22 protein-coding genes are annotated in these 26,425 nt (G+C 62.2%); 14 read left to right on the top strand and 8 right to left on the bottom strand.

Annotation, left to right across the window (positions count from 1 at the left end; genetic code table 11):
- The first annotated feature begins 51 nt into the window (after positions 1–51).
- Positions 52–432 carry a winged helix-turn-helix transcriptional regulator gene (locus tag BN1188_RS13045; protein WP_040261896.1) on the top strand — a complete coding sequence of 127 codons (381 nt, stop codon included), beginning with the start codon at positions 52–54 and terminating at the stop codon, positions 430–432.
- Here BN1188_RS13045 and BN1188_RS13040 read toward each other — a convergent pair.
- The 4 genes from BN1188_RS13040 to BN1188_RS13025 all read right to left on the bottom strand — a co-directional run bounded on the left by BN1188_RS13040 (position 418) and on the right by BN1188_RS13025 (position 7,630).
- Entirely contained in the window at positions 418–2,754 is a 2,337-nt protein-coding gene (locus BN1188_RS13040) for a glycosyl hydrolase family 65 domain-containing protein (protein WP_052469268.1), read from the bottom strand. The genes BN1188_RS13045 and BN1188_RS13040 overlap by 15 nt on opposite strands.
- Positions 2,747–3,703 (bottom strand): PfkB family carbohydrate kinase, encoded by a 957-nt coding sequence (locus tag BN1188_RS13035; RefSeq protein ID WP_040261895.1) that lies wholly within the window; start codon positions 3,701–3,703, stop codon positions 2,747–2,749. The genes BN1188_RS13040 and BN1188_RS13035 overlap by 8 nt, the downstream gene beginning before the upstream one ends.
- A 79-nt stretch (positions 3,704–3,782) precedes the next feature.
- The gene (locus BN1188_RS13030) at positions 3,783–4,694 is read right to left on the bottom strand and encodes a DMT family transporter (RefSeq protein WP_040261894.1); all 912 of its coding nucleotides are present in this window, start codon (positions 4,692–4,694) and stop codon (positions 3,783–3,785) included.
- 302 nt (positions 4,695–4,996) lie between these two features.
- Entirely contained in the window at positions 4,997–7,630 is a 2,634-nt protein-coding gene (locus BN1188_RS13025) for a patatin-like phospholipase domain-containing protein (protein ID WP_040261893.1), read from the bottom strand.
- A gap of 189 nt (positions 7,631–7,819) precedes the next feature.
- Here BN1188_RS13025 and BN1188_RS13020 point away from each other — a divergent pair, with 189 nt between their 5' ends.
- Complete coding sequence (locus BN1188_RS13020; RefSeq protein WP_040261892.1) at positions 7,820–8,473, top strand: polysaccharide lyase family 7 protein; 654 nt, start codon at positions 7,820–7,822, stop codon at positions 8,471–8,473.
- A gap of 25 nt (positions 8,474–8,498) precedes the next feature.
- Here the strand turns inward: BN1188_RS13020 and BN1188_RS13015 are convergent, their stop codons facing one another.
- Both BN1188_RS13015 and BN1188_RS13010 read right to left on the bottom strand, forming a co-directional pair.
- Positions 8,499–9,443, bottom strand: coding sequence for a copper resistance protein B (locus BN1188_RS13015; protein WP_040261891.1), 945 nt, complete (start codon positions 9,441–9,443; stop codon positions 8,499–8,501).
- On the bottom strand, positions 9,436–11,193 hold the full coding sequence (locus BN1188_RS13010; RefSeq protein WP_040261890.1) for a copper resistance system multicopper oxidase: 1,758 nt from the start codon (positions 11,191–11,193) through the stop codon (positions 9,436–9,438). Before BN1188_RS13010 ends, BN1188_RS13015 begins: the two co-directional genes overlap by 8 nt.
- Before the next feature lie 209 nt (positions 11,194–11,402).
- Here BN1188_RS13010 and BN1188_RS13005 point away from each other — a divergent pair, with 209 nt between their 5' ends.
- From BN1188_RS13005 to BN1188_RS12965, 9 genes are all read left to right on the top strand, one after another.
- The gene (locus tag BN1188_RS13005; RefSeq protein WP_040261889.1) at positions 11,403–12,314 is read left to right on the top strand and encodes a TauD/TfdA dioxygenase family protein; all 912 of its coding nucleotides are present in this window, start codon (positions 11,403–11,405) and stop codon (positions 12,312–12,314) included.
- Positions 12,315–12,329: 15 nt separating this feature from the next.
- A complete protein-coding gene (locus BN1188_RS13000; protein ID WP_040261888.1) occupies positions 12,330–13,463 on the top strand; it encodes an ABC transporter substrate-binding protein in 1,134 nt (377 codons plus the stop codon).
- Between the two features lie 34 nt (positions 13,464–13,497).
- Positions 13,498–14,277 (top strand): ABC transporter permease, encoded by a 780-nt coding sequence (locus BN1188_RS12995; RefSeq protein ID WP_052469443.1) that lies wholly within the window; start codon positions 13,498–13,500, stop codon positions 14,275–14,277.
- Positions 14,274–15,056, top strand: a complete 783-nt coding sequence (locus tag BN1188_RS12990; RefSeq protein ID WP_040261887.1) for an ABC transporter permease — start codon at positions 14,274–14,276, stop codon at positions 15,054–15,056. The genes BN1188_RS12995 and BN1188_RS12990 overlap by 4 nt, the downstream gene beginning before the upstream one ends.
- Before the next feature lie 18 nt (positions 15,057–15,074).
- The gene (locus BN1188_RS12985) at positions 15,075–15,833 is read left to right on the top strand and encodes an ABC transporter ATP-binding protein (protein WP_040261886.1); all 759 of its coding nucleotides are present in this window, start codon (positions 15,075–15,077) and stop codon (positions 15,831–15,833) included.
- 626 nt (positions 15,834–16,459) lie between these two features.
- A complete protein-coding gene (locus BN1188_RS12980) occupies positions 16,460–19,216 on the top strand; it encodes a polysaccharide lyase family 8 super-sandwich domain-containing protein (protein ID WP_052469267.1) in 2,757 nt (918 codons plus the stop codon).
- A gap of 352 nt (positions 19,217–19,568) precedes the next feature.
- Positions 19,569–20,267 carry an AzlC family ABC transporter permease gene (locus BN1188_RS12975; RefSeq protein ID WP_040263925.1) on the top strand — a complete coding sequence of 233 codons (699 nt, stop codon included), beginning with the start codon at positions 19,569–19,571 and terminating at the stop codon, positions 20,265–20,267.
- Positions 20,267–20,578: an AzlD domain-containing protein gene (locus tag BN1188_RS12970; protein ID WP_040263923.1), complete on the top strand. Its 312-nt coding sequence runs from the start codon at positions 20,267–20,269 to the stop codon at positions 20,576–20,578. The genes BN1188_RS12975 and BN1188_RS12970 overlap by 1 nt, the downstream gene beginning before the upstream one ends.
- Positions 20,579–20,671: 93 nt before the next feature.
- A complete protein-coding gene (locus BN1188_RS12965) occupies positions 20,672–21,493 on the top strand; it encodes an HDOD domain-containing protein (RefSeq protein WP_040261885.1) in 822 nt (273 codons plus the stop codon).
- On the opposite strand, the gene BN1188_RS12960 is transcribed toward BN1188_RS12965, so the two are convergent.
- Positions 21,494–22,435, bottom strand: a complete 942-nt coding sequence (locus tag BN1188_RS12960; protein WP_040261884.1) for an iron-sulfur-binding ferredoxin reductase — start codon at positions 22,433–22,435, stop codon at positions 21,494–21,496.
- Positions 22,428–23,534: a GGDEF domain-containing protein gene (locus BN1188_RS12955; RefSeq protein WP_040263922.1), complete on the bottom strand. Its 1,107-nt coding sequence runs from the start codon at positions 23,532–23,534 to the stop codon at positions 22,428–22,430. The genes BN1188_RS12960 and BN1188_RS12955 overlap by 8 nt, the downstream gene beginning before the upstream one ends.
- A 331-nt stretch (positions 23,535–23,865) precedes the next feature.
- Here BN1188_RS12955 and BN1188_RS12950 point away from each other — a divergent pair, with 331 nt between their 5' ends.
- The 3 genes from BN1188_RS12950 to BN1188_RS21705 all read left to right on the top strand — a co-directional run bounded on the left by BN1188_RS12950 (position 23,866) and on the right by BN1188_RS21705 (position 26,307).
- On the top strand, positions 23,866–25,389 hold the full coding sequence (locus BN1188_RS12950; protein WP_040261883.1) for a fumarate hydratase: 1,524 nt from the start codon (positions 23,866–23,868) through the stop codon (positions 25,387–25,389).
- A gap of 235 nt (positions 25,390–25,624) precedes the next feature.
- Positions 25,625–26,110: an N-acetyltransferase gene (locus BN1188_RS12945; protein ID WP_232430924.1), complete on the top strand. Its 486-nt coding sequence runs from the start codon at positions 25,625–25,627 to the stop codon at positions 26,108–26,110.
- A gap of 35 nt (positions 26,111–26,145) precedes the next feature.
- The gene (locus tag BN1188_RS21705; protein ID WP_187375326.1) at positions 26,146–26,307 is read left to right on the top strand and encodes a hypothetical protein; all 162 of its coding nucleotides are present in this window, start codon (positions 26,146–26,148) and stop codon (positions 26,305–26,307) included.
- Positions 26,308–26,425: the final 118 nt, after the last annotated feature.

The following is a 26,425-nucleotide window of genomic DNA, read 5'->3' as shown; positions in this document are numbered from 1 at the left end:
TAACGGCGGGCCACCCTTGATCCAAGTCGGCACCAAAAGGTAACCATCCCCATGCAACCCGGTAGCAACGAAGACGAATGGCTCGAGGATTGCGCGCCTCGCCGTGTCCTGGAGCTGTTTTCCACCAAATGGACCAGCATGGTGCTGCACTGCCTGCAGGCCCGGCATGGCGGCGAGGCGCGCAGTGGCGTGCTGGAGCGCAGCCTGCCCGGCATCTCGCGCAAGATGCTTATCCAGACGCTGCGCGAGCTGGAAGCCAGCGGGCTGGTCGAGCGCGAAGACCATGACACGGTGCCACCGGCCGTGGACTACCGCCTCACGCCCTTGGGCACCCTGATGGTCGAACCCATCGAACTGGTATACGCCTGGGCCCGGGAAAATGCCCCGGCGCTGGATGCGCTGCGCACCCGTCCCACCTCACGGCGGCGTTGAGGCCAGCGGATACTCGGCTTGCCATGGGGCGCCAGGGCTCAGCCAGGTATGCCCCCAGTGATGCACCAGGCGCACCGGGGCGCTGGCGCTTTCCCGCAGCCGTACCTGCAGCGCCCGGCCATCCCAATGAACATCCAGCCACTGCCCGCGGTATTGCAGGCACAGGCGTACCGGGCCCAGTTCATCGGGAATGGCGGGGAACAGGTGCAGACCATCGAGGGCGGGACGAAGGCCAAGGTAGTGACGTTGCAGCACGTCCAGAGCCCCTGACATTGCCGCCAAATGGACGCCTTCCACCGTACCGCTGTCCGCGGCGGCGCCCAGATCCGTGCCCAGGCACTGACCAAAGAAGCGCCAGGACTTGCCCATGTCCACGTGAGCCATGGCGCCTGCGCAAACGGTGTGCGACAGGCTCGATTCGTGGGAAATGCGCGACAGATGATAGGCCACCGCTTCCCGGCCATTCTCCTGCGGGGCCGCGTAGCCTAGGCTCAAGACCAGTTCACGGATAGCCTGGGGTGAAAACAGGTGTAGCAGCATCAGGGTGTCGGCCTGCTTGCTTATCTGATAATGGTCGACCCGATCCCCCTGGGCCTCGAGCATCCAGTCCAGGCGCGGATGTTCGTCATCGAACCATGCACGCGGCGGCATCAGCAGGTCTTCGAACCCTTCGAACTGAGCCAGGACACCGGGCTTCAATTCCGGAAGATAGAGCCTGCGGCCCACGTCTGCCCAATGGGCCAGTTCCTCGTCGGTCAAGCCCAGCCGCTGGCGTAATCCGGCAGCCTGCTCGGGCGCCAGTTCGCCCAACACCTGCAGGCCCTTCTGCAACGTCCAGGCGGCCATGAGGTTCGTGTAACTGTTGTTGTTCAGGCCGGCTTCAGGGGCCCCGGGGTAACCGTTATGGTATTCGTCCGGGCCGATCACGCCTTCGATCACATAGCGGGCGCGCACTCGGTCCCAGCGCGCCAGGCTGGCCCAGCAGCGTGCCACCTCGAGGACGATTTCGCCGGCCATGCCTGCCAACAGTTCCCGATCCCCGGTGGCCAGGTAAAGCAGCCAGGCGTCGTAGGCGATGGCCGCGCCTATATGGTATTGCCGCCAGGTCGGGTCTTTAACCCAATGGCCCGACAGCGGGTAGTACAACCAGGGCGGGGTCTGCTCGTGACCGCTGGCCGCGCTGCGCCAAGGGAAAAGCGCACCGCGCAACCCCGCGTCCCTGGCGCGGGCCCGTGCCGCGTCCAGGCGGCGGTAGCGGTAAGCCAACAGGTTGATCGCCCGCTCGGGGAAATGACTGGTCAGGAATGGAAACACAAACAGCTCGTCCCAGAAGATCTGCCCTTGATAGCCCTCCTGCCAGCCCCGGGCGGGAAAGCCAAGGTCATGTCCCAGGCTCAGCGGCGTGACGGTTTGCAGGATATGCCCCAAGGCAAAATCCAGCGGCTGCTGCAGGGCGGCCTGTTCCAGGCACATCCGTCCGGCCGACCACGCCGGCTGCCATGCCCGACGGTGAGCTTCGCGCAGCGCCTGGAAACCCACAGCGGGCCAGCCGTCGCATAACCTGGCCAGGTCCGTCGCGCCCTGGCGCACGCGTACCTGTTTTTCGATGACCAAGGGGCCTTCCCCAGGCCAGCTCAGCCAGGCGTCCCGTTGCTCGGCGACCCCCTGCCAGACGGGCGCCTGGCCGGTGTGAACATGGGTGGCGATACTCACGCTCTCCCCGTCGGCCAGGCTGGCCTGCAGCGCGCCATGGCCTTGCTCGCTCTGCCACCAGGTGACTGCCCGCAGCCGCTGGCCTTCATAGGCCAGGTTGCGCTCGATCAGGCTATTGGCGCGCACTCGCAAGGTAGTGCGCAACCATAGCCCTGGCGGCGGCGAGCAGCAGCTGACCTGCCAACGCACCGCCAGGATGTCGGGCTCGGCATGGCTGACCAGGCGGCATTCTTCGATCCGCAGCGGATGGCCGCCAAGGTTGAGGGTAAAGACCCGGCGCAGTTCGCAACTGGCCAGGTCATAGGTTTGCTGGTAATCCCTGTAATCCGTGCCCAACCACGTCTGACGGTCCAAGGACAGGCTCAGCCCCAGCGGGTCCGGCAAATTGACCAGGGCCTCGACCTGGCAACGCTCGCCGTTGACCCAGCGCGGCGCATTGTCATAAAAACCCGCCAGATACAGCCCTGGGTAGCCAGGCGCCGGTATCTCCTCAACCGCGCGCTCGGGTGCGCTCGCGCGCAGGCTGATCACCCCATTGCTCAAGCTGAATAGCGCTTCGCGCCGACGTTCGTCAGCCGGGTCATAGCAGTCGAAGCGGATATCACTCATGCAGGCGTGTCACTCCGTGGCGCAGTTGTTCGGCCAAGGCCTTGACCGGCTCCCGCCCCTGGTAAGCCGGTTGCGAGCCGAAGGTTGTCACCGCCAGGTTCGCCGCCGCGCTACCCCAGAGCGCGGCCTCCAGGGGCGCCAGGCCTTCGAGCAGGGCAATGGCGAAGGTGCCGGTGAAGGCATCGCCCGCCCCGGTGGCGTCCACGGCCGGCTGCCCATTGCTTGGCACCCGGAAAACGCCATCGTCACAGGCCAGCACGCAGCCACCGTCGGGCAACTTGACCACGCCAATGGCCGCGCCTAGCTCGCGCAGGGCCTTGGCAGCCTTGCCCGCCTCCTGCTCAGTGTCGACGACCAGGCCAAGCAGGGCGGCAGCTTCCTCGGCATTGGGCGTGAGGGCGCGGACCTTGCTCATCAGGCCGCGCTCCACGCGCTCGGGGAAGGACGGGTCCAGTACCACGGGCAAGCCGCGCTGGTACGCCGCCTCGATAGCCAGGCGCACTACCTCGGCCGGTATTTCATAATCCAGCACCAGAAGCGCGGGAAGGGCTGCAGCGCTGACCGCATGACTCAGCCGCTCCCGGGCCATGGCGTCCCAACGGTCATTGGCCTCGTTGGCCAGGATGATCTGCTTCTTGCCGGTGGCCGGTACGGCGATCATCGACACTGCCGTACTGGCGCCGGGCGCGTGGGTCACTGCTTCCAGGCAAACCCCCACCTTGCGCAAAGGCTCCAGGGCCTGGTCGGCCAGGTCGTCCGCGCCAACCCGGCCCACCAGTACGCTACGGTGGCCGAAGAGCGCGCCCAGGTAGGCGGTATTGGCGGCCTTGCCGCCGCTCAGGCGGTGCAGGCCGTGGGCCAGTAGGGTTTCCTGACTGCCGGGCGCCTGGTTCAGGCGCACCTGGAAGTCGGCATTGATACTGCCAAGGCTGATGAGGGTTCGCGGCATGGGAGGGCCCTGTTCGAGTCGATACAGTGCTGACTCCCCCCAGGCCGGGCCGGTTCGGTCCGGTCGATGGCTGGCCCGCTCAGCGCCGTCCTAGACGCTTGAGGTAACCATGACCGCTGACCAGCAGTATGCCGGTCATCACCAGCGCGGCGCCGACGATGAAGGCTGGCTCCAGGGGCTCGCCCAGCAGCACCACGCCGAACACCACGCCGAACAGGGGCGTCATGAACGAAAGCACGCCCACCCGGGATGCAAGGTAATGGCCTAGCAGCCAGAACCAGATCAGGAAGCTGCCGAAGGACACCACCAGCACCTGGAATACCAGGCTGGCAATAGCGACGGGCGTGGGCTTGAAGTAAGCCTGGCCGGTGAGCAGGCTGGCCGCCAGCAAGAGCACGAAGGCGCCCACCAGTTGATACAGCAGTACCTGGGTAGCGCTGGTCTGGGCCAGGCGGGTGCAACGGGCGGTGACGGTGGTGGCCGCCCAGGCGATGGCGCCCAGTACGCCCAGCAGATCCCCGAACCACTGGTAGCCACCTGTGCTTTCCGCCAGTTTTCCCGAGAAGGCCGCGGCCGTGCCGCCGAACGCGATCAGGATGCCCAGCCACTGCAGCCTGTTGAGCCGTTCATGAGGAAGGAAGTAATGCAGCCCCAAGGCCGCGAAAATCGGTGCTGTGTACAGGAACACCACCATATGGGAGGCCGTAGTATGGCGCAGCCCTTCGCCGACCAGCAGGAATTCCAGGGCGAAGAGCACACCTACGGCCAGGCCCGGCCGCCACAGCCCCGGGAGTGCCGTGGGCCGTTCGCGCCGAAAGTACATCAGCAGCAGCACCAGCACCGCCGCCCCCGCCGAGCGCAGGGCCAGCTGAAACACCGGCGCCACATCCGGCGCCGCCGCCTTGAGGGTCACCTGCTGGAAGCCCCAGATCGCACAGAGTACCGTCATCAGCCCAACGGCCCGGCCGTCCACGGGTTTGCCAACTTGCATAACGTGTTCATCCAGCCTTGAAGAAGAAGGCGCGATTATGCGGGCCCTCGACTGGACGGGGCTACAAGCGCGGCGCTGGATTTTCCGGGCGCTCTGTAAGCAGCAGCGCCAGTTGTTGAAGCCCCGTGCCTGCTTCGCTAGCTGCCGCTAGCTCCAACCAGGGTTAAGCTCCGCCCTGGGTCCTCAAACGGCTGTGACACTGTTCGCGAGCTGCGCCTGCGGCTCCGTCCGCTTTCCGCAGGATCGAAGCAAGCCAGGAAGCGAGCGCCGTGTACCGGGCGAGCGCCCAGTAAATGAAGCCCTCACAGGGGTTTTTCCAGGTAACGCCACAGCGCCTGGGCCACCGGGTGATGCCCTTCCGAGCCGCCGAACAGGGTCTGGCCGATGTGTAACCCCAATTGGCGATAGCTTTCGAACTGCGCCTCGTTGAAGAACTGGTCGGCGGTGCTTTCGTTGGGGAAGGCCGGCTTAAGGGTGGCGTAGTTATAGACATCGGCGGGCAGCCCGGCAATCACCCGGGGCTTGAGCACCAGGATGCGAGCCTGGAAGCGACGGGCTCCGGCTTCGTCCACGCTAAAGGCATTGAGCAGCACCGCGCAACGGCGGTCCGGGCCGGCGATAGGGGTGGCGAAGCTTTCCGGCGTGGCGAAATAGGGGGCCAGTTCGGCCTCACTGGCAATGCCGGCATCGACCTCCAGCTCCACAGCCTGGTCGATTCGCGCCAAGCGAATCAGATTGGCGAGGTCGTCGAAACGGTAGCTGGGATCACAGCCGTTGTCGCAAGCCAGGATCAGTTCGATGCCGCGCGGACCGCGTAGCAGTTCGTAGACCGCCGTGTTCTCGAAGTGGCCCCCATCGGACAGGTACTGGTACTCCCGACGCAGCCCATGGAAATGCGCGGTAAGCTCATACATCAAGTACGTTTGTGCCTTGAAGGCACGCGACGCCCACCATGACAGGGTCCGTCGTTGGGGTGCCTGACCGGGTCGCAGCGATCCGCCGCGCGCGTTGCGGTCGGCGAATGCACTGGGCCACCAGGTGCCCAGGCGAATATTGGCCAGGCCAAAGGCCAGAGATGTGCCAAGGCAGGTAGCACGCCCCAGGCCGGTGGTGAAAGCGGCCCCGGAAGTGCCCATCCAATACGAAAGGCTCAATGGCTGGTTGAGCTCGCTTTCACGAAGCGAGGGCGCCAGGCGCTGGCGGTAGACTCCATCAAGGATGAAGCTGACGCCCTCCCCCTGCCCATTGCCAGGGATCCCTGGCGCAACGCACAGTGGCTTGCCCTTGCGGTCTCGCTGTATCAACTGCTCGGCCGGGTCCACGGTGATGTTCAAGGTAACGTTGATCAGGTGCAGCGGCGCGCAATGGGCCGAATAGAATTCCGCCAGAGGCAGGTCATCGCCTTTGATTGCGTCCGACACGCTGAGCAAGGGGGTGCCGCGCTGGCCGGCGTAGCGGAAGCGCAGGCCGTTGGACGCGCCCAGATAGGCCCGGGCCAGGCGGCTGGCATAGAAGCTTTGCAGGGAAGACAGGTTGATGAACCCCATGAAGCGGCCCGTGGCGAAGGCCAGCAGCAGCGCTGCAAACGCCAGTGCCGCCAGGCTGCCGATGGCAACTGCCTGGCTTTGGGCAATCGCCTGTGCGGCCACCCATTGCACCAGCAGGTTCCAGCCCACCGCCACACACACGAAGATAGCGGCCCCTACCCCGCCCGCGATCAGCCCAACGGGCAACCTGCCGACCCACACGGGCAGCGTTTTTTGATCGCTGAAAGCCGCGACCTTGCGCACCAGGGCAATCAGCACCGGGCCGAGCCCGGCGGCGGCGATCTCCGTCCATTGCAAGCCGGCCATGCCATCGAAAGCCCACTGGGTCAGGCTATCTATCCCGGCCAAGGCCAGCAGGCCCAGCAGCACCATCAATTGCTGCGCCAGTGCCCGGGTCATCTGGATGCGGTAATTGCGCACGCTGTTGTCTTCGCCGTTGTTGTGCGGCCGATGTGGCAGGGTCAGCGCCTGGAACACAAAGGCGACCAAAGCCAGCGCCAGCACTGTGCTGCCAGCAGCCAGCCCGAGCCTGAACGACACTGGCCAGCCCATCGCGACGGCCCCCCAGGCGCTGCCTGTCAGTACCAGGCACACTGTTGTCATGACCAGGCTGCTGGGGTTGAGCAAGCGCACCGGCTCGTGCTGGCTGGTGCGCGGACAAGCCAGCCAGTAGGCGGCCAACAGCGGCAGTACGGCCGCGCCACTCCAGACGGTGGGCAACCACCAAAGGCTGACGCCCAACGCCAGCTTGAGCAGCGCCATCAGTGCCAACAGCCCCAGCAGTGGCATGCCGATGACAAAGTGCACCGATAGCAGGTTACGCAAGGTAGTAGCCAGCACGTAGAAGAGGTCGCCACCCCCGGCTGGGGACAGGTAGCGACCATTCTCCCGTAGCCACCCCAAGGGGCCGCGCCCAGCAGGGCCTCGCGCGTAGTCCGCCGAAGAGTGAATGCGCTCGGGCGGCTCGTAGTCCAGTACCGCGTAAGCCTGTTGCGCGGCTGCTCGCGGGCTTTGCGTCGGATGCAGGTCTGCATCGCCCGGGCCCGCTTCCCGCTGGCTCAAACGGCCCGGGATGAACAGACTGGTGAAGAAGGCGCCGATGTAGCCCCCACCGCTGACGGTAGAGAGGTAGTCGAACCGTGCCAATAAACGCCGCCCTAGGCCCTCGCCGCCTTGCTCGCCCTCTACCGCGCCGCCAGTAGGCGCCTGGGCTCGGGCCAGGGCCTGGAGCACGCCAAGGGAGAAGGTAGCGCTGCGGATCCCCCCGCCAGACAAGGCCAGCCCCCAGCGCTTGGTTGCAGTAGGCAGGCCAAGGTCTGCACGACGCAGGTCGGCGCGCCGACTTTCGGCGTTGTACTGAGGTTCGCTGGAGGCGGTTCGGTCGTTCATGGAGGTCCTTCACGGCAACCCTGACCAAAAGACAGTCAGGCTGACCCACCATGATACATGGCACAAAGCCACAATAGTGGCAGTTGGCCCAGCCGCTGAACGGTCATAAAGCTCGCGCGGGAGCCGCAGATACGCCGGTATCGCCTCCTCTCATGGTGTTGGAGGCTCCTACCTTTATGGATCGCCCCCATGATCGACCTTAGCGTTTGGGACCTTATCCTGCCGGTTGGCAAGCCCGCCCAGGAAGTGGCAGCCGCCAAGCTGACCGGTTTCACCAACCCCTACTTCCAGAACACCGCCAATGGCTTGATCCTGTGGACGCCGGTTACCGGTTCGAGGTCCGGCAGCAGCAAGTACCCGCGCAGCGAATTACGCGAGGTCTACAAGAACGGTGACCAGCGCAACTGGCGCTACAACAGCGGCACCAACACGATCAGTGGCAAGCTGGCCGTGACCCAAGTGCCATCCGAGGGCAAGGTAGTGGTGGCGCAGATTCATGCCAAGGATGCCGACTCGCCCTTGCTCAAGCTGCAGTACCGCTACGTCAAGGGCGTAGGTAACGTAGATATTACCTGGCGTACCAAGCCGGGCGATGACAAGTCACCGATCATCTACACCTACAAGAACGTGCCCCTAGGCCAGCCGTTCACCTACAACATCCAGATGGACAAGGCCGGCAAGGTCACCGCCACGGTAAATGGCGTGGTGACTCAGGTGACGCTCAACAGCAAATGGCAGAAGTACTCGTTCTTCTTCAAGGCGGGGAATTACACCCTGGATCACAGCGGCTATGCCAGCGAAGGCGGCCGGGTGACCTACTACGAGCTACAGACCAAGCACTGACCCCCGCCTGGGATTGGCAAGCGGTTCAGTACCAGAGCCGCACGCCCACCACCAGCCGCGCCTCCTGGGCGTCGTCGCCCTCTTCGCGCGCATAGTCGGCGGTGCGGCCATAGCGCTTGGTCCAGTTCACCCCAACGTAAGGCGCGATCTCGGGAATGATTTCGTAGCGCAGCCGCAGCCCCGCCTCCAGGGTGGAAAGGCCGCTGCCTTGCTGGCGCACAGGGTCGTTGCGGCTGAAGAAGTTGGCCTCCATTCGCGGCTGCAGGATGAGCGAACTGGTCAATGGAAGGTCGTAGTCGCCCTCCAGGCGCAAGGAGGACTGGCGGTTTTCCCCCAGGTATAGGGTCGCTTCGGTGTCCAGGTCGGCCAAGGGCTCGCCCTGGATACCGAAGGCCGCCCAGGTCTGCGGTGATTCAGGCTTGAAGTCCTGGCGGACGCCACCGACCAGCGTCCACCAGGGGCTGACGGCATGGCCATAGAGTGCTTGCAGCTCAGCGCTTTCGGTATGGCCGTTGGTGCGCTCTCCCTGGGTGCGCAGCCATAGCCGATCCACGTCTGCCCCTACCCAACCTTCAGCGTCCCAGGCCAGGGTGGTGCCCTCGTCGGCCTTCTGGTATTCCAGGCGATCGAACAGCCAGTACGCGTGCAGGTCGTTGTCTGCCAGGGCGTGACCCTGCACATCGGGGAAGGCGGCAGCGCGATCGGCGTCGGAGGGGGTTGGCAACCGGGGCGGTGCGGCGGGCGCGCCTGGGTCGCTCGCTGCACCGGTATGAGCAGCGCCAGGCATGGCGCTGTGATCCATGCCTTTCATCGCGCCGTGGTCCATTCCTGGCATGGCATTGTGGTCCATGCCTTTCATTGCACCATGGTCCATTTCCGGCATGGCGCCGTGGTCCATGCCCGGCATTTCTTCAGCCGAGGCGCCGGTGGCCCAGAGGCCCAGGCAAAGCATTGCGGCGAGCTTATTCATCGACACGTACCTCGCGGAACATGCCCGCTTCCATGTGATAGAGCATATGACAGTGGTAGGCCCAACGCCCAAGGGCATCGGCGCTGACCCGATAACTGCGGCGCGTGCCGGGAGGCACGTCGATGGTGTGCTTGCGCACCAGGAAACGCCCGTCTTCGTCTTCCAAGTCGCTCCACATGCCATGCAGATGGATGGGGTGCGCCATCATGGTGTCGTTGACCAGCACGATGCGCACGCGCTCGCCGTAGCGCAGGCGAATGGGTGCTGCCTCGCTGGCTTCGATGCCGTCGAAGGCCCAGACGAACTTGTCCATGTGGCCGGTCAGGTGCAGCTCGAGCGTGCGGCTGGGCTCGCGGCCGTCCGGGTCAGGGGATGTGCTGCGCAGGTCAGCGTAGGTAAGCACGCGGCGGCCATTGTTACGCAGGCCGATGCCTGGGTCCGCCAGGCGTGGGCTGGGGGCCGTGGCCTGCATGTCCACCAGCGGGTTGCCTTGCTCGCTGGGCTTGTGCGCGGGCGCCGCGAGCGTGGCGGGCATGGCGCCGTGGTCGCCATGCGTCATGTTGGCCATGGTGCCGTGCGCGCTGTCGGACGTGGCGCCATGGTTCATGCCTTCCATACCCTTCTCCCCCATGCCCATGCCCATGTCCATCATGCCCAGTACGACCGGCGCATCGAGGGGCGGAACAGGCGCTGCGAGCCCTGCGCGGCTGGCCAGGGTGGCCCTGGCATAGCCACTGCGGTCCATGCTCTGGGCGAAGACCGTGTAGGCGTCGGTGCTGTCTGGCCGGACCAGCACATCCAGCGTTTCAGCGACGGCCAGGCGGAATTCGTCCACCTCCACCGGTTCTACCGGCTGGCCGTCAGCGGCGATCACCGTCATTTTCAGGCCGGGAATGCGCACGTCGAAGTAGGTCATGGCCGAGCCGTTGATGAAACGCAGGCGCAAGGGCTCACCAGGGGTGAACAGGCGAGTGAAGTTATCATCGGGGGCCTGCCCGTTGACCAGGTAGGTGTACGCCTGGGCGCTGACGTCCGCCAGGTCGGTGGGGTCCATGCGCATGCGCGCCCACATCCAGCGCTCGCGCAAGGTGGCGCCCAGGCCCTGCTGACCGGCATCGTGAAAGAAGTCGCCCAGGGTGCGCGGGTTCTGGTTGTAGTAGCCGGGCTCTTTCTTGAGGCGGGCGTAGATACGCTCAGGGTTTTGGTCGGTCCAGTCGGTGAGCATCAATACCTGCTCTGCCACTCTTGGCTGGTCGGCCACGCTTGGCTCGATCACCAGCGGGCCGTAGACACCGACCTGCTCCTGAAAGCCCGAATGGCTGTGGTACCAGTAGGTGCCATGCTGACGCACCTTGAAACGGTACTCGAAGGTTTCCCCGGGGGCGATGCCATGGAAGCTCAAGCCGGGCACGCCGTCCATGTTGGCCGGCAGCAGGATGCCGTGCCAATGCAGTGAGGTGGGTTCGGCCAGGCGGTTATGCACCCGCACCGTGACGGTATCGCCTTCCCGCCAGCGCAGCAAGGGCCCGGGCAGGCCGCCATTGATGGTCAACGCCTGGCGGCGCTCGCCGCCCACGGTTACCGCGGTGGCATCTATGACCAGGTCGAACACTTGCCCACTCAATTCAATCAGGCCGGCACCGGGTAAGGACGAAGCCCAGCCCGGCTGGCGCCACAGGCCGGTGCCGCCTACCACACCCAGGGCGGCGAGGCTCTTGACGAAGGTTCGACGGTGCGGACGGTACGGCATCGGGTTTTCCTTGAATACGGTCAGGCAAAGCTCGGCCAGGCGGCTTATAGGAACATTAAGCGCAGCAGAGGTTGCCTGCCCTTGGCTTGGCTGTGCAAAAAGGCGCTAAAGATAGAACCACCCAAGGCCATAACCTTATGAGCAATCGGCCTTGGCGTGTCGGGTCGTTATGCAAATAACCTAGGGTTATCCAACACAGGAGTGACGAAATGGCTATAAGCATACAACCGGTGGCTGGCAAACTCGGCGCGCAGGTCTCTGGCGTTCAACTGAGCGGCGATCTTGATCAAGCCACATTCAAGGACATTCACCAAGCACTGCTGCGCCACAAGGTGCTGTTCTTCCGCGAGCAGGTTCTGGACGACCCGGAGCAGGAGCGCTTCTCCCGGCTGTTCGGCGCCCAGGTACCCCATCCCACCGTTCGCTCGGCTAGCGATACCACGGCCATTCTCAATCTGGATGCCAAGGAGTCCCGCGCCAACTCATGGCACACGGACGTGACCTTCGTCACCGACTTCCCGAAGATTTCCATCCTGCGCGGGGTAGTCATCCCTCCGTACGGCGGCGATACCGTATGGGCCAACACCGCCACCGCCTATGAAGATCTCCCCCCGGCGCTGCGCCAACTGGCCGACACCCTGTGGGCGGTGCATAGCAACCTGTATGACTATGTAGCGCCCAACCATGCCGCCGAAGCGGCGCTCAAGCGCTACCGCGAGGAATTCACGGCGCGCGAATACGAAACCGAGCACCCGTTGGTGCATGTGCATCCGGAAACCGGCGAGCGTGCCCTGCTACTCGGCCATTTCGTGAAACACTTCAAGGGTGTAAGCAAGGCCGACTCCAAGCAGCTGTTCCAGCTGTTCCATCAGCGCATCACTGACCTGAACAACACCGTGCGCTGGCGCTGGCAAGCCGGGGACGTGGCCATCTGGGACAACCGCGCCACCCAGCACATCGCGGTGAATGACTACGGCAACGCCGAGCGCATCGTGCGCCGCACTACCATCGCTGGTGACATTCCCGTGAGCGTTGACGGCCAGCACAGTCGCGCGCTCAAACCCAGCCCGGACGCCCGCTCGCCTCAGAGCGAAGCCGACAAACAGCACTTGGCGGCGTAAACGGAGGGCGAGCTCATGCCAACACCTATCCTCGCTTCACGACGCGGCCGCCTCGGCACGCTCGCCTTGCTGGCCTTGGCCCTTGCCAGTGGCGCCCAGGCAGATGTGCTGCGCATCGGCGTGGCCAGCGCTGGCGGTGGCGACCCTGTGACCTTCGGCGGTTCCAGCCTGTCCATCGCGCGCAATCAGCAGGTGCTGGAAAAGGCGTTCGAAGGCAGCGGCACCGAAGTGCAGTGGTTCTTCTTCAAGGGCGCCGGCCCGGCGGTGAACGAAGCGCTGTCCAACCAGCAGATCGACTTTGCCTACGAAGGCGACCTGCCCAGCGTGGTCGGCCGCGCCAATGGGCTGGACACCCGCCTGCTGGCCGCCATCGGCACTCGGTCCAATGTCTATGTGGCAGTGCCCAAGGGCTCGGACATCCACAGCCTCAAAGACCTCCAGGGCAGGAAAGTCGCTATCTTCCGTGGCACCAACGGTCATCTGCTGGCGATCAAGGTATTGGCGACTCAAGGCCTGACCGAGCGTGACCTGAAGGTGATCAACCTGGACACCGGCAGCACCCAGGCAGCCCTCGCGGCGCGGGGCGTGGATGCCGGGTTCGGTGGCTACGAGCTGTTCAAGCTGCGCGACCAGAGCCTGGTGGACATCATCTACGACAACAGCGAGAACGACCCTGTCTATACCCGGCAAACCGCGCTGGTGGTGCGTAGTTCCTATGAGCAGGCGCATCCCGAACAGGTACAGAAGGTGGTCAATGCGGTGGTCGACGCGGCCCGCTGGGCCAGTGACAGCGCCAACCAACCCGCAGTGTTCGCCGAATGGGCCAAGTCCGGCGCGCCTGTGGCCTCCTGGGAGGCGGATTACCAGGGGCAGTCGTTGAAAGTGCGCCAGTCGCCCCTGCTCGATGGTTTCTTGCAGGCGCGCTATCAGGGTGTTGCCGACCAGGCTTATGAACAAAAGTTGATTCGCCGCCCAGTGACAGTGCAAGGCTGGTTCGAGCCTCGTTATCTGAACACCGCGTTGCAGGCCAAGGGGCTGCAAGGGTTCTGGACAGGCTACGGGCCGGACGGCAAGCAGGCCGAGGCTGCCGCCACCGCCAGCGCGCCGGCACCCTTCAAAGCTGTGGAGGTGAACCATGAGCCGGGCTGAAGCTACCGCCGGGCGACTGCGCCGCGGCCCGTCTATGGCCTTGGTTTGGCCCCGGCTGCCCGGAAAGTGGGCCAATTACTTGCTGCCCTGGCTACTGCCTTTGGCGCTGCTCTCGGTGTGGCAGGCGGGCAGTATTCAGGGCTGGGTTTCCGAGCAGGTGCTGCCCCCGCCCGCGTATGTCTGGGAAACCCTTTGCGAGCTGACGCGCAGTGGCGACCTTTGGCTCAACGCCAGCGCCAGCCTGCAACGGGTGCTGGTGGGCTTCGTACTTGGGGCTTGCCTTGGCGTGGCGCTTGGCACACTGCTGGGCCTCTGGGCGCCGGCCAGGGATTACCTGCTGCCAACCTTCAACGCCCTGGTGCAGATTCCCGTGCTGGGGTGGCTGCCCTTCGCCTTGCTGCTGTTCGGCATTGGCGAGCCGCTCAAGTATGTGCTGATTGCCAAGGCAGCCTTGGTACCGGTAACCCTGGCGACCTTGCAAGCCTTTACCCAGGCGCCGCCGCGCCTGCTGGAAGTGGGCCGGGTGTATGGCTTCAGCCGGCGGCAACTGGTGACCGAGGTGGTGCTACCAGCCGCGTTGCGACCGCTGTTCACCGGCCTGCGCCTGGGCTTTACCAAGGCGTGGCTGTCCCTTGTGGTGGTGGAGCTGGTGGCCTCGAGCGAGGGCCTGGGTTACCTGATCGTCTACGGCCGCCAACTCTTCCAGCTGGATCTGGTCATGGCCGCCGTGGTGATCGTAGGCGCGGTGGGCCTGTTCATCGACCGCGGTTTCGACTTGATCGAGCGCCGTCTGGGCAAGGGGCATCCGGCATGAAGGGTTTTTCGTCAGCTGTCTCGACCCCGAACCGGCACCACCGTGGCTGGGTGCTGCCTGGCGCTGCGGTGGCCCTCTGGTGGCTGGCGGCGAGCCAGGGCTGGAGCGATTCGCCCCTGCTGGTGGCGCCGGATCAAGTGCTGAGCACTGCTTGGGCCGAACTGAGCAGCGGTCGCCTGGCCCGGGCCTTGAGCGCCAGCCTGGCGCGGGACCTCAGCGGCTTTGCCATCGGCACCGCCGGCGGGTTGCTGCTGGGTGGGCTTCTGGGCCTGAGTGCCTGGGCGCAACGGCTGCTGGCGCCCAGCTTCAACACCTTCAAGCAGGTTTCACTGTTCGCCTGGATTCCACTGATTTCCGTGTGGTTCGGCCTGGGCGACCTGGCCAAGGTGGTGTTCCTCTCCCTGGCGGCCCTGGTGCCGGTGGCAGTGAACACGGCCGACGGTCTGCGCAAGGTGCCGCCCACCCTGCTGGAAGTGGCGCGCGTCTACGGCTACACCCCATGGCAAACCCTGACCCAGGTACGCTTGCCCGCGGCCCTGCCGTCGATCTTCACCGGGCTGTACCTGGGCCTGATCTATGCCTGGCTGGCCACCATCGGGGCGGAGTACCTGCTGGTGTCGGGCGAAGGCATCGGCAATGCCTTGATCGACGGCAGCGAGCATTTCCGCATGGACCTGGTGCTGTTCGGCATGCTGGTGATCGGCCTGGTGGGCTGGGCCCTCAATGCGTGCGCACGCCTGGCCGAGGTTCGCCTGGCCCGCCACTTCGGCCATCTCTGACTCAAAGGAATGCCTTTCATGCAAAGCAACAGCCTGATACTGGACCGCGTCAGCAAGCATTTCGAAGACCCGCAGCGGCCCGGCCAGGCGTTGCCGGTGCTGGATGACATCCGCTTGAGCATTCGCCCAGGCGAATTCGTGAGCATCGTGGGTGCCAGCGGCTGCGGCAAGTCCACCCTGTTGCGGTTGATCCTGGGGCTGGACACCGCCTTCGACGGCCAGATACTGCTCGGTGGCACTCCTGTTCGGGGTACCGGGCTGGAGCGCGGCATCGTGTTCCAGGACCATCGGTTGTTTCCCTGGCTCACGGTACGCGAGAACATCGCGGTGGGGCTGAAGAACGCCCAACTGTCCGCGGCTGACAAGGCCGAGGCGGTGCAGGCGCACTTGCGACTGGTGGGCCTGGAAGCTTTCGCCGAAGCCTATCCCCGGCAGCTTTCCGGTGGCATGGCGCAACGGGTGGCCATCGCCCGCGGCCTGGTGAACCGGCCTTCGGTGCTGCTGCTGGACGAACCCTTCGGCGCCCTGGACGCCCTTACACGCGCGCGGTTGCAGAACGAGTTGCAACAGATCTGGGCCCAGGAACGCATCACCATGGTGCTGGTGACCCACGATGTGGACGAGGCCGTGTTCCTCGGTGACCGCGTGGTGGTCATGCAGCCCAACCCCGGACGCATCCGCCGAGTACTGGACATTGACCTGCCTAGGCCGCGAAACCGCAGCGACGCGGGGTTCATTGAGCTGCGTGATGATTTGTTGGGGGATTTCACTGCTTGATTGAACTGCCTACTCCAGCGAGATTAGCCCGGGCTGGACATAGCTGGAATAAACCGGTGATGTCCAAGCCATCCTTTTGGGATGGGTATTTCAAGCCAAAGAATTGAATATCAGGCCTATAACCTGACAGACCGCCAGCTATACCAGTCGGCATCCCCGCTTTAAGTTAGGTTTCGTCTGTAAATACAGGTGAAAATGATGATAAAGCGAGCCCCCTTCTGCACGGTCGGACCAGCCACGCCTCTGACCGCGTGCCATAGGCCTTTGAAGCAAAAAAGGCCACTACCCTCTCTCCAGCCGCTGCGCCAATTGGCACTCCCATACAAACTGTTTTATGGGCGCATCTGACGATTCATTGTTCGCTCAGACGCTGAACCTCCACGGACGGATGACACTATCGAAGCTGACGACAAAGAAAGGCAATTAATGAATTTCAGACCGCAGTCATTGAATTTATCGAGACCTCTCCTGCTCGATACCAAACATTATTGAAACACACGAAAGCAGAAACCAACAGCCACCTGATAGCTGCGACTCGTGGATACAGCTTATTCAATACATGCCGTAACCGAAAATACCATCCGGGGGGACGGGGTGATTCCTGAATAAACTAAAAGGATTATGCCATGAATGTTAACGAAGAATGGAAAGAAATTGAGGGCATGAATATTCGTTCAGACAGAAATGCAGAGAACGGGGAGAAAATATGCATTTTTGTCATAGACCTAGAAACAGACGAGATCCTGGAAAAAAATATCCTCATACCGAACGAGGCGGAAGCCGAGCACTATACTTGGCCAATGAGACTGAGTGAAAGCATAAACAGGAACAGCAATTATATTCGAGCAGGAGAACTCAGTGAAGACGGAAACATCATCCCCATTGGCAGCCAACATCGAAATAAATTATGGAGAAGAGAGCATTCTGAACTGATCGCATACCCTACAAACTGCTGTCTAGATACCTGGAAAAAAGAAGGTACTCTTTCCTCGGCAGGCTCGGTCATCCCGGGTACAAAAATGAAAATTTCGGTGATATCGCGCAATCACGGCTTATTGTATGAGGCATTGACTTTTGTCACCGACGATGAAACCTCGTCAATGTATAGCTGGCCTTACTATCTATCCGAGCACATAAACGATAATAGTATTTTTCTGAGGGCAGGAGAAAAAAACCAAGAAAGCAAACTGATAACTCCACTACACAGCGCGTATCGAAATATAATCTGGGTGCCAAATGGAAGCAACTACAAATATAACGTCGAATACGAACACCCTAACGGTATAACCCAAGATGCTGAACAAGTATACCGGAACGCCCTGAGCACCCTAACCACCTCAAACCGTCCCTCACAGGATTTGATCGATGGCTGGCTCCAGGGATTCAGCCAGGGAAAATTCAGCGATATTTCATATCCGCAAAATAACGCAGGAACCAACACCGCCCCTTTGTACGAGCACCTGAACAGAACGAAGGATCTCGCCAACTACATCCACCATAAGGCCATTTCGGAAAGCGACACCTATTACACTGCAGCCGTCGAAGCACTGCATTTTTATGCCAGCCAGAACTTTCAGACAACTAACTGGTGGGATAGACAGATTGGCCTCGCCAGCATAGTTGCTCAAACCCTCATCATACTGACAGACAAGCCCCCGTCATCGCAGTTGAGCGAGTGCATTCTCTACCTAAGGAAAACGACCAACACTTCCATGGGGCTAACGGGCGCCAATCTGGCAGATTTCGCATACATACAACTACTATGGGCCTTGAGCGGCTGGAAGAACGACGGACTGTCGTCCTTCTTGGATGAAGCTTATGCAGCTTCGGATGCAATCTCATCGCTCTGCTTACCTGTGGCCCGACATGGAAAGGAGCGCGGCGAAGGCATCAGTATCGACAATTCATTCAGCCAACACAACCCCCAGTCAGGTAGATATTCCCAGTTGTACGCTGGAAGTTATGGAACAGTATTTTTGGACAGCGTATTCAAAACCCAGTCTATCCTGTGTGGTGTTTTTTCTCTAAGTAAAGCCGCTCTCCGAAGCATTGAGGGTTTCATCATCAATGGGATGGGATGGTTCAGCTATGCTGGGCTGTACGATTTCCATGCATGCGGCCGTGCAATCAGTCGGGGGATGAAAGCAAGCAACGCTTTGGCTGGATGGTGCAGACAACTGATGGGTACCAGCCCAGAGCATCTGGAAACCCTGCAGGAACTTATCCGCAGAGCGAATGGCGATGAGGGGGCTAACCGGTTTTATCTGGGATGCAGGGCTTACTGGGTCAATGACTACATCGCCAAAATATCAGAGAAACATTGCCTGTGGGCGAAAGTAATATCCTCAAGGACTGTGGCCAGTGAAAGCGGCCTTGGCGAAAACCTCAAAGGATATTATATGGGTTGCGGCAGCTACTTTATTACCAGAACCGGAAATGAATACAGGAACATACAACCGCTATGGGATTGGCAGCGCGTTCCAGGCACAACCGTAGAGCAAGTCGAAAATTTCGAGTACCCGTTGATTGAATGGGGCGATAACAACTGGGGAAGTGATGATTTCTCCGGCGTTATCAGTAATGGCGCGACTGCGATAGCCACCATGATTCTTTCTAGGGGAAATGTGAAGCTTGCAAGAAAATCCGTTATAGCACTCCCGGACAAGAATATTTTCATTGGGTCATCGATCGACAACTCCTGGGCCGAGCGCCCCGTTTACACGAGCGTCAACCAGTGTAAATTAAATGGCGATGTAGAAGTTCATTTCAGTGATGGAGGCCGGGAATTCATAAATCTGGGACAACGGATCACATCAGACAAAATAGTCAAGATCAGTCATGATGGGTTGCACTACAGCTTCCCCACCCCTCAAGTCATCACAGTGCAGGCAGCGCTTCAGACGGGAAGTTGGCGTGAAATAAACAGGAACGGGAGCAGTGACAACTTATCGGGTGAAGTTTTCTCTGTCTGGGTTGAACATGAGAGGGGAAATGACGAATCATATTACTATGAGATCGCGGATGCCCAGGAAGCAACATCCGCGACACCAACGCAGGCATTCCATGACAGCCTCGCTCATATCGTTACTGACAGCGAAAGAAAATTTACCGCGGCTGTGATTTATACGGCTGATGGTTACGACATTGAGCTATCCAATGTCAAGCTCAGAGCCTTGGGCTCCTTCGCCTTGATCGCCTCGGTCAGAGACAATGGCCTACTGGAACTCACCCTTGCCGACATGACGCAGAAAATGACGAAAGCAGATTTTCTTTTCACATGGGGCAGGGTCACATCTTTAACGAGCTTTCCATTGCCCGGAGGGGACGACAGGGGAAAAAGCATCACTTACCTGGTTGCACCAGTCACACAGCCTGATAAATGACATTGTCCGTGCTCTGCCTATCGAAAGCACTCACGCTACTTTCCATATTCGTTGGATAAGAACTCTGGACGCTAAGATTCGTTGTTTTGGCTGGAGCGGTCCAGGCTGTGATGCAGCAGGCTGTCTACTGTTGCTGATGGACGCCTAATCGACCGTCCTGGGCGATCACCAACGAGGCGGGATTGGAGCCAGCGCTGGGGGCTGGACAACTACCTGGAAGTGAAACAGGTGACCGAATACACCAGCCATGAACCCTGGGGCTGGTACCTCTGAACCCTGGCCTCACAGGGCAAGACAAGCCGCCCAGGACCTGACATCCTTGGCGGCCCTGTCGATTATTCTGAACGCCGCCATGCCCGTGCCTGCTCCCCATCGCCCCGCTTTTCTTCGTGGTGCCGTCGCTGTGCTGCCCTTGTCCCTGGCTTGCCTGCCCTGGGGACTGTTGGCCGGCTCCCTGGCGGTGGACGCAGGGCTGACCCCGCTGCAAAGCCAGGGGCTGTCGACCATCGTTTTCGCCGGGGCGGCACAGTTGGTGGCCATTGGCATGTTCAAGGGTGGCGCGGGTGCGTTGTCCATCCTGATCACCACCCTGCTGCTGACCTCCCAGCACCTGCTCTATGGCATGCACATGCGCGCCCGGGTCGCGCCGCTCGATGCTCGCTGGCGCATGGGGCTGGGCTTTTTGCTGACCGATGAACTGTTCGCGCTCACCAGCCAGCAAACGCCCGAGCACTTCCAACGCTGGTATGCCCTGGGCGCCGGGCTGACATTCTACCTGGCGTGGAATCTCTGCACCCTGGCCGGCATCGTGCTGGGCAAGAGCCTGCCCGGCTTGCAGAACCTGGGCCTGGATTTCTCCATCGCCGCTACCTTCATCGCCCTCATTACTCCGGTAGTGCGCTCCATCCCCGCCGCGGTGTGCGTGGCGGTGGCGCTGGTGTGTTCGGTAACGTTCAGCCTGTGGCGGCTGGAAAGCGCGCTGGTGCTGGCGGGGCTGTGCGCCATGGCTGCCGGCTACGCCTGCCAACGGCTGATGGAGCGTGCGCGATGATGGTTTGGCTGGTGATCTTCGGCATGGGCGCGGTGCTGTTCTTCAACCGCTATGTCTTTCTGGAGCCGCGCTTGCCGTTGCGCCTGGGCCGGCGTGCCAAGGACTTCCTGGGCTTTGCCGTACCGGGCATGCTCACGGCCATCTGCGGCCCTATCGTCTTCATGCCGGGGCACCAGTTGAATCTTTCCCTGGGCAACCCTTACCTGTTGGCCGGGCTGTGTACTGTGGTGCTGATGCTGCTGACCCGCAGCGTGCTGGGCAGCGTGGTGCTCGGCATGCTGGCGTTCTACGGGCTACGCGCCTGGCTGTGATCTTGATTGAACGTTCGCCGCAAATGAACGGCCGAATGCACAACCGAAAAAATTGCCTATCGTTGTGGGTATCGACGTAGAAAGGTGGAAGCCATGGAAATCGAAAAGCTGTTCGCCCAGTTGCACACTTTGCCCAGCATTCCCAAGGTCGCCCAGGACCTGATCGGCCAGTTCGACAACCCTTCTTCGAGCCTGGAAGCCATTGCGCGCAATATCGAGAAGGACCCGGTGATCTCGGCGAAAATCCTGCGCCTGGCCAACTCGGCGCGTTTCAAGGGCGCGCGCGAATCCACCAGTATCGAAGACGCCGCCATGCGCCTGGGTTTCAACACCATGCGTACGCTGGTGCTGGCCAGCGCGGTGACCGGCGCCTTCACCGCGCCGGCGTCGTTCAACCTCAAGGGGTTCTGGCTCAAAAGCTTCCAGGTGGCGAGCATTGCCCGGGTATTGGCCAAGCAGACCGGCCAGGACCCTGAAGTGGCCTTTACCACCGGCCTGATGCACAACATCGGCGAATTGCTGATTCAAACCGGCGCGCCCGAACTAGTGGACAGCCTCAACGCACGCCGCTCTTCCTCTCCCGCCCACGCGGCCCATGAAACGCTGCACTTGGGCTTCGGTTACCCAGAAGTCGGCGCCGAGCTGGCGCGCCGCTGGAACCTGCCCAAGCAGATCCAGGACGGCATCGCCTACCAGGCCAAGCCGCACCAGACGCCGGGCAATTCGCCCCTGCCCTTGCTGATCGCCCAGGCCGATGAAGTCAGCGATCGCCTGCAAGAGTTCGGCGGCCCCACGCCGGAAGCCAAGGCCCAGCTCAACGACGCCTTGATGCAAGGAGTGGACCTGGAACTGCTGTTCGACGCCCTGCCTGCGGTGCTGGAAGCGGACAAGGCCTTTGCCGAGTTGCTGAGCTGATCAGCCTTCGAGGGCGGCTGGAGCCCCTTCCAGAAACACATCCATGAACAGCTGATTACGCGGCAGGCCCGCCATGTACAGGCGGCGGGCCGTGGTTTCCACGAACCCGGGCCTTCCGCAGGCCAGGGCCAGGGTCTGGCGCAAAGGGCGCAGGTTCTCCAGACCGGCCTCGACAGGAATCAGGTCAATCGTCAGTTGAGGGCGCTTTGCTGCCAGGGCCTGCAGCTCGGCCGCCAGGTAATGTTCCCCCGGCCGCGCCACATGCATGACCCGGATATCCCCTCCGTGCCCCTGCCGCAGAGCCTCGCGCAGAATCGCCCAGAGCGGCGCCAGGCCGGTACCGCTGGCCAGCAGCCACAAGGGCCGGCCGTCCCAGGCCGGGTCATACTGCAGGGGCCCGCCCAGCACCTCGCCCAGCCGCAAGGAATCACCCACCGCAAGGGCGCGGGCGCGATCAGCGAACGCGCCGGGGCGGCCGCATTGCAGGTGAAATTCCAGCCAGGGTGCCTCTCCCGGCAGACTGGCGAAGGAGTAAGGCCGCGCGACGCCGTCTTCGGTCCATAGCAGCACATGTTGCCCGGCGCTGTAGCGTAACGGGCGCGCCGGTGTCAGCCGCAGCCGCAGTACATTGGGCGCAAGCCAGGCCAGCTCGCTCACCTGGGCAGGCACGCCATGCAGCCGCGGGTCATAGGGCACCACACTTAGATCGTCCCGCACCTGGCATTGGCAGGCCAGGCGCCAGCCTTGCGCCCGCTCCTGGGGAAGCAGGGCTTGGGGCAGGCGGTCCAATGGCTCACCACTGACGCAGCGCACCCGGCAGCTGTGGCAATGCCCAGCGCGGCAACTGGACGGCACGGCAATGCCGCCGCTGTTCAAGGCATCGAGCAGATTGGCCCCTGCCGCTACCTGCCAGGCACGCCCGCCTACCTGCAGTTCAGGCATCGCTGCATTCCCAGGCGGCCACGCAGCGGTTGCGCCCGGCGCGCTTGGCCTCATAGAGCGCATTGTCGGCCCGGTGCAGCGCCTCATCGAGGTTATCGCCATGCCCCAGCAACGTCATGCCCGCGCACAGGCTCAAGCTGCCCAGTTTGCCCTCCAACGGACGCACCGTGCCAAACGCCAGGCGCAAGCGCTCGCAGCACAGGGCCAGGCGCTCGGCATCGCAGCCGAGCATCAGCAGCACGAATTCCTCGCCGCCGTAGCGGGCCAGCACGTCACCCTCGCGCAGGCAGGCGGCGGCCACCTGGGCGAACCCTTGCAGCACGGCATCTCCAGCGGCATGCCCGTGCAGGTCGTTGATGCGCTTGAAGTGGTCCAGGTCGATCAGCGCCAGGCCATGGCTTTGCCCCGGGCGCAGTGCCTGCAGCTCGCGGGAGGCCAGGCGCAGGAAGTGACGGCGATTGAACAGCCCGGTGAGCTCGTCGGTTGCGACCAGGTCCTCGAGCTGGCGCATCATGCCGCGCAGGGTGTCCTGGTGAGCCTGGAGGGCGTAGCGGCGCTGGCGCATGCGATAACGGGAAGCTTGCACGTAATTGGCATACAGGCACAGCCAGAACAGCACGATGAACAATACCGCCGCCTGAATCGCCACCAGGCCCGGATCGTGCAGCAGGCCGGCATCGGCCTCGTACAGGTTCAGCGCCACGAAGCTGCCCATGACCAACAGGGCGCAACGCAGGAACACCGCGCGCGGCAGGTGGAACAGGCCGAACATCAGCGGCACCACATAGATCATCAGGAATGGCCCCCGGGCCTCTCCCAGGTGATGCAGCAGCCAGGTATGCCAGCCAATGCCCATCCAGATCTGGGCTTCGGTCAGGCTGGGGTCATCGAAACGAAGGTTGTGGCCCAGGGCGAAGACAATCCCGAGCGCCCCTTGGCTGAGCAGCAGCCCGATGCCCGCCACTGTGAGCGTATGGGCGGTGCCGTGGAAGTAGCCGCCCAGAAAGGCCACCGCGACCAGCACCACCATCATCACATAGCTGCTGGCGCCCAGCAGGAAGCGTTTGATGAAAAGCTTTTGAAGATTATGTTCAGTCACTCGTTGACTCACCGTACTCATCGGGATCCCATCCCTTACCACAGTTATGGCAAGATGCCACTTTAGTGGCCTGTGCAAGAAATAACCATCGGATTTTCCACTCATCCGATGACCGTGCCTCAACCGATGTCCCCCCTAGGTCCGCCGACTATCGCACGGCATCGCTCGATGGCGGGTGTGCCACTGCCCCTGGCGGCGGTATACTGCCGCGCCTTTTACTGGCCCCCCGCCTGCCCTGCCCTGTTGGCGGCCGCGGGCAGCGCTGGTGAGGCCGCCCCGCGTGCCCTGCGCGAGGTCTAGAAATGTTCCCGTGTCAAAGAGGAGCGCGCCCGTGACCGTGATCAAGCAAGACGACCTCATCCAGAGTGTCGCCGATGCCCTGCAGTACATCTCCTACTACCACCCCGTGGATTTCATCCAGGCGATGAACGAAGCCTATGAGCGCGAGGAATCTCCCGCCGCCCGTGACTCCATCGCCCAGATCCTGATCAACTCGCGCATGTGCGCCACCGGCCACCGGCCGATCTGCCAGGACACCGGGATCGTCACGGTCTTCGTTCGGGTAGGCATGGACGTGCGCTGGGACGGCGCCACCATGAGCGTGGACGACATGATCAACGAGGGTGTACGCCGTGCGTACAACCTGCCGGAGAACGTGCTGCGCGCCTCCATCCTGGCCGACCCGGCCGGTAGCCGCAAGAACACCAAGGACAACACCCCGGCGGTGATCCACTACTCCATCGTGCCGGGCAATACGGTCGAGGTGGACGTCGCCGCCAAGGGCGGCGGCTCCGAGAACAAGTCCAAGATGGCCATGCTCAACCCGTCCGACTCCATCGTGGACTGGGTACTCAAGACCGTACCCACCATGGGCGCCGGCTGGTGCCCGCCGGGCATGCTGGGCATCGGCATCGGCGGCACCGCCGAGAAGGCCGCGGTCATGGCCAAGGAAGTGTTGATGGACCCCATCGACATCCACGAGCTCAAGGCCCGCGGCCCGCAGAACCGTATCGAGGAGCTGCGCCTGGAGCTGTTCGAGAAGGTCAACCAGCTGGGCATCGGCGCCCAGGGCCTGGGCGGCCTGACCACGGTGCTGGACGTGAAGATCATGGACTACCCCACCCACGCCGCCTCGCTGCCGGTGTGCATGATCCCCAACTGCGCCGCCACCCGCCATGCCCACTTCGTGCTCGACGGCAGCGGCCCGGCCGCGCTGGAGGCTCCGCCTTTGGACGCCTACCCGGAAATCGTCTGGGAAGCCGGCCCTTCCGCGCGCCGGGTGGACCTGGACAGCATCACTCCCGAAGACGTGCAAAGCTGGAAGCCGGGTGAAACCTTGCTGCTCAACGGCAAGATGCTCACTGGCCGGGACGCCGCGCACAAGCGCATGGTGGACATGCTCAACAAGGGCGAAGCCCTGCCGGTGGACCTCAAGGGCCGCTTCATCTACTACGTGGGCCCGGTCGATCCGGTGCGCGAAGAAGTGGTAGGCCCGGCCGGCCCGACCACCGCCACCCGCATGGACAAGTTCACCCGGCAGATTCTCGACCAGACCGGCCTGCTGGGCATGATCGGCAAATCCGAGCGCGGCCCGACCGCCATCGACGCCATCAAGGACTACAAGGCCGTGTACCTGATGGCTGTGGGTGGTGCCGCCTACCTGGTGGCGCAAGCCATCAAGGGCGCCCGCGTGGTGGCCTTCGAGGAACTGGGCATGGAAGCGATCTACGAGTTCGAGGTCAAGGACATGCCTGTCACCGTGGCGGTGGACAGCCAGGGTGAGTCGGTGCACATCACCGGCCCGGCCATCTGGCAGGGCAAGATCGCCGAAAGCCTGGCGGTGGAGGTGCGGTAACTTCACTCAAGGCTTGGGTTGCGCCTTGGTAAAGTTGCTATAAGCGCAGCGCCCTGAGAGCCGATGTTCGCAATGCGACATCGGCTCTTACATTTTCTATAGGTTGAATCTTCGTTTATACCGCTTTCTTGGAAGAAGGGAACTCAGGCAAGTAGTTACTATAGCGCCCTTGGAAGACTTAGGGCGAAAGATGGCTAGCAGTTATTATTTGCTTAAATATGGACAATTTCGTTCCATGGCATTCAAAACGGCTCATGGGATTATTTTGAGCGACTTGGCATTGAAACAAATGGCCATAGATGTCTCAAGAATTCGCTTCACCCCTATCGACCATCATGCATTGGAGGCGTCCTATCTCTGGCCCCAGGGATTGGCCTGTTTCCCGTGGGAAGACATTCATCGCTGGAAAGAGAAGGACCCAAGAGGCATAGATGTGGCGCTATGGTTTGCCAGTGAATTATGCGGACTTTGTTATGCGACTCCAAGGCGAAGCAAGCTCTGTATCAAGATCATCCTGCTCGAGGGCAATCCCATGCCTAGACATTCTCTAAAAGGGCTAGTAGCGCCGCTAATACTTACTGTTATACGAGCCTACGCAATAACGCTAGGCTGCACCTGTATCGAAATCGAAAAACCGGCCGAAGGAGCTGTAGCTTGGTACAAGAAGCTTGGCTTCTATTACAACGGCGAAAATCGCCTTGTCATTCCGATCCTCCGGTAATAGTATCAACCCGACTATCCAAGCTGGGAGGGTACATGAACAAAACCAAGCGCGAATCCAAATCCCTGGCTTTCACTGATGCCCAACGGCAAGCAGAAGCGCGCCTTGCTGATCATAGAGGCGATCTTGGGCAGTTCCTAAAGGCGGCCTCATCTGCAGGGCGGTCTGTTGAACCGCTCGGTCGTTTAGCCGGCTGAGGCCTGAGTTCTGATGATCAACCTCCGCACTATGCCCAGCAGCATCATTATCACCGCCATTCCAGCACTGGCGGGCTAGCGTTCATCTGCACCCCACCCGCCTCCGAGGCGGGTGGTT

Origin of the sequence: Pseudomonas massiliensis (genome assembly GCF_000826105.1) — a bacterium.
Classification (GTDB): Bacteria; Pseudomonadota; Gammaproteobacteria; order Pseudomonadales; family Pseudomonadaceae; genus Aquipseudomonas; species Aquipseudomonas massiliensis.
This window is presented reverse-complemented; position numbering and strand designations above follow the sequence as displayed.

Bases quoted from the DNA above. Each gene is read 5' to 3' on its own strand.
- BN1188_RS13045 (WP_040261896.1), top strand. From the start codon at position 52: ATGCAACCCGGTAGCAACGAAGACGAATGGCTCGAGGATTGCGCGCCT.
- BN1188_RS13040 (WP_052469268.1), bottom strand. From the start codon at position 2,754: ATGAGTGATATCCGCTTCGACTGCTATGACCCGGCTGACGAACGTCGG.
- BN1188_RS13035 (WP_040261895.1), bottom strand. From the start codon at position 3,703: ATGCCGCGAACCCTCATCAGCCTTGGCAGTATCAATGCCGACTTCCAG.
- BN1188_RS13030 (WP_040261894.1), bottom strand. From the start codon at position 4,694: ATGCAAGTTGGCAAACCCGTGGACGGCCGGGCCGTTGGGCTGATGACG.
- BN1188_RS13025 (WP_040261893.1), bottom strand. From the start codon at position 7,630: ATGAACGACCGAACCGCCTCCAGCGAACCTCAGTACAACGCCGAAAGT.
- BN1188_RS13020 (WP_040261892.1), top strand. From the start codon at position 7,820: ATGATCGACCTTAGCGTTTGGGACCTTATCCTGCCGGTTGGCAAGCCC.
- BN1188_RS13015 (WP_040261891.1), bottom strand. From the start codon at position 9,443: ATGAATAAGCTCGCCGCAATGCTTTGCCTGGGCCTCTGGGCCACCGGC.
- BN1188_RS13010 (WP_040261890.1), bottom strand. From the start codon at position 11,193: ATGCCGTACCGTCCGCACCGTCGAACCTTCGTCAAGAGCCTCGCCGCC.
- BN1188_RS13005 (WP_040261889.1), top strand. From the start codon at position 11,403: ATGGCTATAAGCATACAACCGGTGGCTGGCAAACTCGGCGCGCAGGTC.
- BN1188_RS13000 (WP_040261888.1), top strand. From the start codon at position 12,330: ATGCCAACACCTATCCTCGCTTCACGACGCGGCCGCCTCGGCACGCTC.
- BN1188_RS12995 (WP_052469443.1), top strand. From the start codon at position 13,498: ATGGCCTTGGTTTGGCCCCGGCTGCCCGGAAAGTGGGCCAATTACTTG.
- BN1188_RS12990 (WP_040261887.1), top strand. From the start codon at position 14,274: ATGAAGGGTTTTTCGTCAGCTGTCTCGACCCCGAACCGGCACCACCGT.
- BN1188_RS12985 (WP_040261886.1), top strand. From the start codon at position 15,075: ATGCAAAGCAACAGCCTGATACTGGACCGCGTCAGCAAGCATTTCGAA.
- BN1188_RS12980 (WP_052469267.1), top strand. From the start codon at position 16,460: ATGAATGTTAACGAAGAATGGAAAGAAATTGAGGGCATGAATATTCGT.
- BN1188_RS12975 (WP_040263925.1), top strand. From the start codon at position 19,569: ATGCCCGTGCCTGCTCCCCATCGCCCCGCTTTTCTTCGTGGTGCCGTC.
- BN1188_RS12970 (WP_040263923.1), top strand. From the start codon at position 20,267: ATGGTTTGGCTGGTGATCTTCGGCATGGGCGCGGTGCTGTTCTTCAAC.
- BN1188_RS12965 (WP_040261885.1), top strand. From the start codon at position 20,672: ATGGAAATCGAAAAGCTGTTCGCCCAGTTGCACACTTTGCCCAGCATT.
- BN1188_RS12960 (WP_040261884.1), bottom strand. From the start codon at position 22,435: ATGCCTGAACTGCAGGTAGGCGGGCGTGCCTGGCAGGTAGCGGCAGGG.
- BN1188_RS12945 (WP_232430924.1), top strand. From the start codon at position 25,625: ATGGCATTCAAAACGGCTCATGGGATTATTTTGAGCGACTTGGCATTG.
- BN1188_RS21705 (WP_187375326.1), top strand. From the start codon at position 26,146: ATGAACAAAACCAAGCGCGAATCCAAATCCCTGGCTTTCACTGATGCC.